This is a genomic window from Rhodococcus sp. NPDC057014 (assembly GCF_042673295.1).
GTDB lineage: Bacteria > Actinomycetota > Actinomycetes > Mycobacteriales > Mycobacteriaceae > Rhodococcus_F.
In genome coordinates, this window is sequence record NZ_JBHUSF010000488.1 from 1 (window position 1) to 4,437 (window position 4,437).

General features: G+C 66.6%; 5 protein-coding genes. All 5 read left to right on the top strand.

Going from position 1 to position 4,437, the window contains the following annotated elements:
* Window positions 1-1,135 (top strand): thiamine pyrophosphate-dependent enzyme (locus tag ACFTZB_RS43410; RefSeq protein ID WP_378441850.1); only part of this gene is annotated, 1,135 nt, incomplete at its 5' end.
* A 36-nt stretch (window positions 1,136-1,171) separates the two neighbouring features.
* Window positions 1,172-2,077: a sugar phosphate isomerase/epimerase family protein gene (locus ACFTZB_RS43415; RefSeq protein ID WP_378441852.1), complete on the top strand. Its 906-nt coding sequence runs from the start codon at window positions 1,172-1,174 to the stop codon at window positions 2,075-2,077.
* Between the two features lie 26 nt (window positions 2,078-2,103).
* The gene (locus ACFTZB_RS43420; RefSeq protein ID WP_378441854.1) at window positions 2,104-3,204 is read left to right on the top strand and encodes a Gfo/Idh/MocA family protein; all 1,101 of its coding nucleotides are present in this window, start codon (window positions 2,104-2,106) and stop codon (window positions 3,202-3,204) included.
* Between the two features lie 5 nt (window positions 3,205-3,209).
* Window positions 3,210-4,082 carry a sugar phosphate isomerase/epimerase family protein gene (locus ACFTZB_RS43425; RefSeq protein WP_378441856.1) on the top strand — a complete coding sequence of 291 codons (873 nt, stop codon included), beginning with the start codon at window positions 3,210-3,212 and terminating at the stop codon, window positions 4,080-4,082.
* An 11-nt stretch (window positions 4,083-4,093) separates the two neighbouring features.
* Window positions 4,094-4,437 (top strand): aldehyde dehydrogenase family protein (locus ACFTZB_RS43430; protein WP_378441859.1); only part of this gene is annotated, 344 nt, incomplete at its 3' end.

Consider the following 4,437-nt stretch of genomic DNA (forward strand, 5'->3'; position numbering starts at 1 on the left):
GGCCTCGTTCGTCGAGTCGACCGGCATTCCGGTCGGCCAGAGTCAGGCCGGCAAGGGCTCACTGCCGTACGACCACCCGCAGTCGGTCGGGGCGATCGGCTCGACCGGCACGACGGCGGCCAACGCCCTCGCCACCGAGGCCGACGTGATCATCGGCATCGGAACCCGGTACAGCGACTTCACCACGGCGTCGCGCACCGCGTTCAACAACCCCGACGTGCGGTTCGTCAACATCAACGTGGCGTCGATCGACTCGGTGAAGCAGGGCGGCGTCAGCGTCGTCGCGGATGCCCGCGAGACACTCGAGGCCCTCGCCGAGGCACTGGACGGCTACCGGGTTTCCGACGAGTACCGTTCGCGCACGGCAGAACTCGCGGCGCACTGGGAGTCCACCGTCGACGCGGTCTACAAGATCGACGACGACTCTCTCGGTCTGAACCAGAACCAGGTCATCGGCCTCGCCAACACGCTGTCGGATCCGCGCGACGTGGTGGTGTGCGCCGCCGGTTCGATGCCCGGCGATCTGCACAAGCTGTGGCGCACCCGGGACTCGAAGGGTTACCACGTCGAGTACGGCTTCTCCTGCATGGGCTACGAGGTCGCCGGTGGTATCGGCGCCAAGATGGCCTGCCCCGACCGCGACGTGTTCATCATGGTCGGCGACGGCTCCTACCTGATGATGGCCACCGAACTCGTCACCGCCGTGCAGGAGAACGTGAAGGTCATCGTGATCCTCGTGCAGAATCACGGCTTCGCCTCCATCGGGTCGCTGTCGGAGTCGCTCGGCTCCCAGCGGTTCGGCACCGACTACCGCTACCGGGGCGACTCCGGCCGGCTCGACGGCGACATCCTGCCCGTCGATCTGGCGGCCAACGCGGCGAGCCTCGGCGCCGACGTGATCCGCGCGAACACGGCCGCCGAGTTCGCCGACGCCGTCAAGGTGGCGAAGGCGAGCGACAGGACCACGGTCATCCACGTCGAGACGGACCCGCGGATCGCCGCCCCGGACAGCGAATCCTGGTGGGACGTCCCGGTCAGTCAGGCCAGCACCCTCGAGTCCACGCAGAACGCGTACGAGACGTACGCGCAGTGGAAGAAGATCCAGCGTCCGTTCCTCCGCCCGTCCGGCAACTGACCCTTACCCCAGCAGAACTTTCGAAAGGATTTCCCGATGAGCGTCATCCGCGTCGGATCCGCCCCCGACTCCTGGGGCGTCTGGTTTCCCGAGGACCCGCAGCAGACCCCGTACGGCCGGTTCCTCGACGAGGTGTCCGCGTCCGGTTACGAGTGGATCGAGCTGGGGCCGTACGGCTACCTGCCGACCGACCCGCAGCAACTCCGCGACGAACTCGCCGCCCACAATCTGAAGCTGTCGGCAGGCACCGTCTTCGAGCACCTGCACCAGGACGACTCCTGGGATGCCGTGTGGACCCAGATCGAGGACGTCGCGAAGCTGACCGCCGCCGTCGGCGGCAAGCACGTGGTCGTGATCCCGGAGATGTGGCGCGACCCGGGCACCGGCGAGGTGCTCGAGGACCGCAACCTCACCGCGGAGCAGTGGAAGAAGAAGACCGGCGGCATGAACGAGCTGGGCAAGAAGATGTTCGAGCAGTACGGCGTGAAGGCGCAGTACCACCCGCACGCCGACAGCCACGTCGACACCGAGGAGAACGTGTACCGCTTCCTCGACGGCACCGACAGCGACTACGTGAACCTGTGCCTGGACACCGGCCACATCAGCTACTGCGGCGGCGACAACCTCGCGATCATCGAGCGCGCGCCGGAACGGATCGGGTACCTGCACCTCAAGCAGGTCGATCCCGAGGTCCGCGCCAAGGTCGAGGCCGAGGATCTGCCGTTCGGCGAGGCCGTCAAGCTCGGCGCGATGATCGAACCTCCCCTCGGCATCCCCGACCTGCCGCCGCTGCTCGCCGCGATCGAGAAGCTCGACATCGACGTGTTCGCGATCGTCGAGCAGGATCTCTACCCCTGCGCCGTGGACGTGCCGCTGCCGATCGCCCAGCGCACCCGCAAGTACCTGGGGTCCTGCGGGATCCCGTCCGTCAAGTTCGTCTAACCGCTCACGTCAGGAGCTAGTCAGCCATGTCCGGAAGCAACGACCTGCGCATCGCCGTCCTGGGTGTCGGAATGATGGGCGCCGACCACGTCGCACGCATCACCGATCGCATCAAGGGCGCCACCGTCGCCGTCGTCAACGACTACTTCGTCGAAAAGGCCGAGCAGATCGCGGCCGGGATCCCCGGATGCCGGGTGATCAGCGACCCGCTCGACGCGATCGCCGACCCCGATGTCGACGCCGTCGTCCTGGCCACCCCCGGCCCGACCCACGAGAAGCAGCTCCTCGCCTGCCTCGAGCACGGCAAGCCGGTGATGTGTGAGAAGCCGCTGACCACCGACGTCGCCACGTCCCTCGAAATCGTGAAGCGCGAAGCCGAGCTGGGCAAGAAACTGATCCAGGTCGGTTTCATGCGACGTTTCGACCACGAGTACGAGCAGTTGAAGACGCTCATCGACGACGACGTCTTCGGACAGGTGCTCCTCGCCCACTGCGTGCACCGCAACCCGGTGGTGCCGCCGGGCTTCGACAGCTCGATGATCGTCAAGGACTCGCTGGTCCACGAGGTGGACGTCACCCGATTCCTGTTCGACGAGGAGATCACGTCCGTGCAGATCCTCCGCCCCGCCGCGAACCCCGGTGCACCCGAGGGACTGCAGGATCCTCAGATCGCGTTCTTCACCACCGAATCCGGACGCCACATCGACGTCGAGGTCTTCGTGACCACCGGCGTCGCCTACGAGGTGCGCACCGAGATCGTCGCGGAGAAGGGTTCGGCGTTCATCGGACTCGACGTCGGACTCGTCCGCAAGTACGGCACCGGCGCGGGCAACGGCCGCTCCGGAGCAGGCGCGTGGGGCGGCGAGATCACCCCGTCGTTCAAGGAACGCTTCGGCCAGGCGTACGACGTCGAGATCCAGCGCTGGGTGAACGCAGCCCGCACGGGTGCGGAGACCGGCAACTACGTCGACGGCCCCGGCGCGTGGGACGGATACGCCGCAGCCGCCGTGTGCGCAGCGGGTGTGCAGTCACTCGAGACCGGCGAGCGCGTCACCGTCGACATGGTCGACCGTTCCTCCATTCCGGGAGCGGGGCCTGCGGAGCGACCCATCGGACCGGGAGCCTGAACACCATGAAGATCGCACTCGACCCCACACCGTTCCACCACGACCACTCGCTGCTCGAATTGCCGGCCGTCGTCGCGGAACTCGGCTTCGAACACCTGCAGCTCACGCCGCACCGCGACATGATCCCGTTCTTCAACCACCCGAAGGCCGACGACGAACTGGTCCGTCAGTTCCGCAAGGCCTGCAGCGACGCCGGCGTCGGCATCGCCTCGGTGTTGCCGGTCCTGCGGTGGTCCGGTCCCGACGAGGACGCCCGCGAGGCGGCGGTACGGTACTGGAAGCGCGCCATCCAGATCACCGTCGACCTCGGTGTGAACGTGATGAACACCGAGTTCAGCGGCCGGCCGGAGAAGGCCGAGGAGTCGGAGCGCGCCTTCTACCGGTCGATGGAGGAACTCGTCCCCATCATCGAGCGGGAAGGCATCGACGTTCGCATCGACCCGCACCCGGACGATTTCGTGGAGAACGGCCTGGACGCCATCCGGATGATCCGTGGCATCAATTCCAAGAACTTCGGCCTCGTGTACGTCGCGTGCCACAGCTATCACATGGGCGCAGGAATGCTCGAGATCATGCGCACGGCGGGCGACATGCTCCGGCTCGTCCACGTCGCGGACACGATGGATCACCACCGCTCGCACGGACTGCGGTACATCACCAATCCGCCCGGCAACGCGGTGCGGGTGCACCAGCACCTCAAGATCGGTGACGGCGACCTCGACTGGGACGAATTCTTCGGCGGGCTGTCCGAACTCGGCTTCTACGACAAACCCGACACGGTGATGGTGTCGAGCGTCTTCGCCGAGGACGAGAACGCCCACGACGTCTCCCGCTACCAACTGAAGACCATGAAGGATTACATCGCGCGCACGCGGTGAAAGGACAACACATGAGCACCAACATCATTCGCGAGATCGCGCACTGGTCCGACGGCAAGAGCTTCGCCGGCACGAGCGGCAACACCGCCCCCGTCACCAATCCGGCCACCGGCGCCGTCACCGGACAGGTCGCCCTCGCCAGCGTCGAAGACGCCCGCGCCGTCATCGACTCGGCCGCCGCCGCCTTCCCCGCCTGGCGCGACACTTCGCTGGCCAAGCGCACCCAGATCATCTTCAAGTTCCGGGAACTGCTCAACGAACGCAAGGGTGAACTCGCCGAGATCATCACCTCCGAACACGGCAAGGTCGTCTCCGACGCCCTCGGCGAAGTGTCCCGCGGCCAGGAAGTCGTCGA

What these genes read in the sequence shown, in the direction of transcription:
- ACFTZB_RS43420 (WP_378441854.1), top strand. Translation starts at nt 2,104, where the DNA reads ATGTCCGGAAGCAACGACCTGCGCATCGCCGTCCTGGGTGTCGGAATG.
- ACFTZB_RS43415 (WP_378441852.1), top strand. Translation starts at nt 1,172, where the DNA reads ATGAGCGTCATCCGCGTCGGATCCGCCCCCGACTCCTGGGGCGTCTGG.
- ACFTZB_RS43425 (WP_378441856.1), top strand. Translation starts at nt 3,210, where the DNA reads ATGAAGATCGCACTCGACCCCACACCGTTCCACCACGACCACTCGCTG.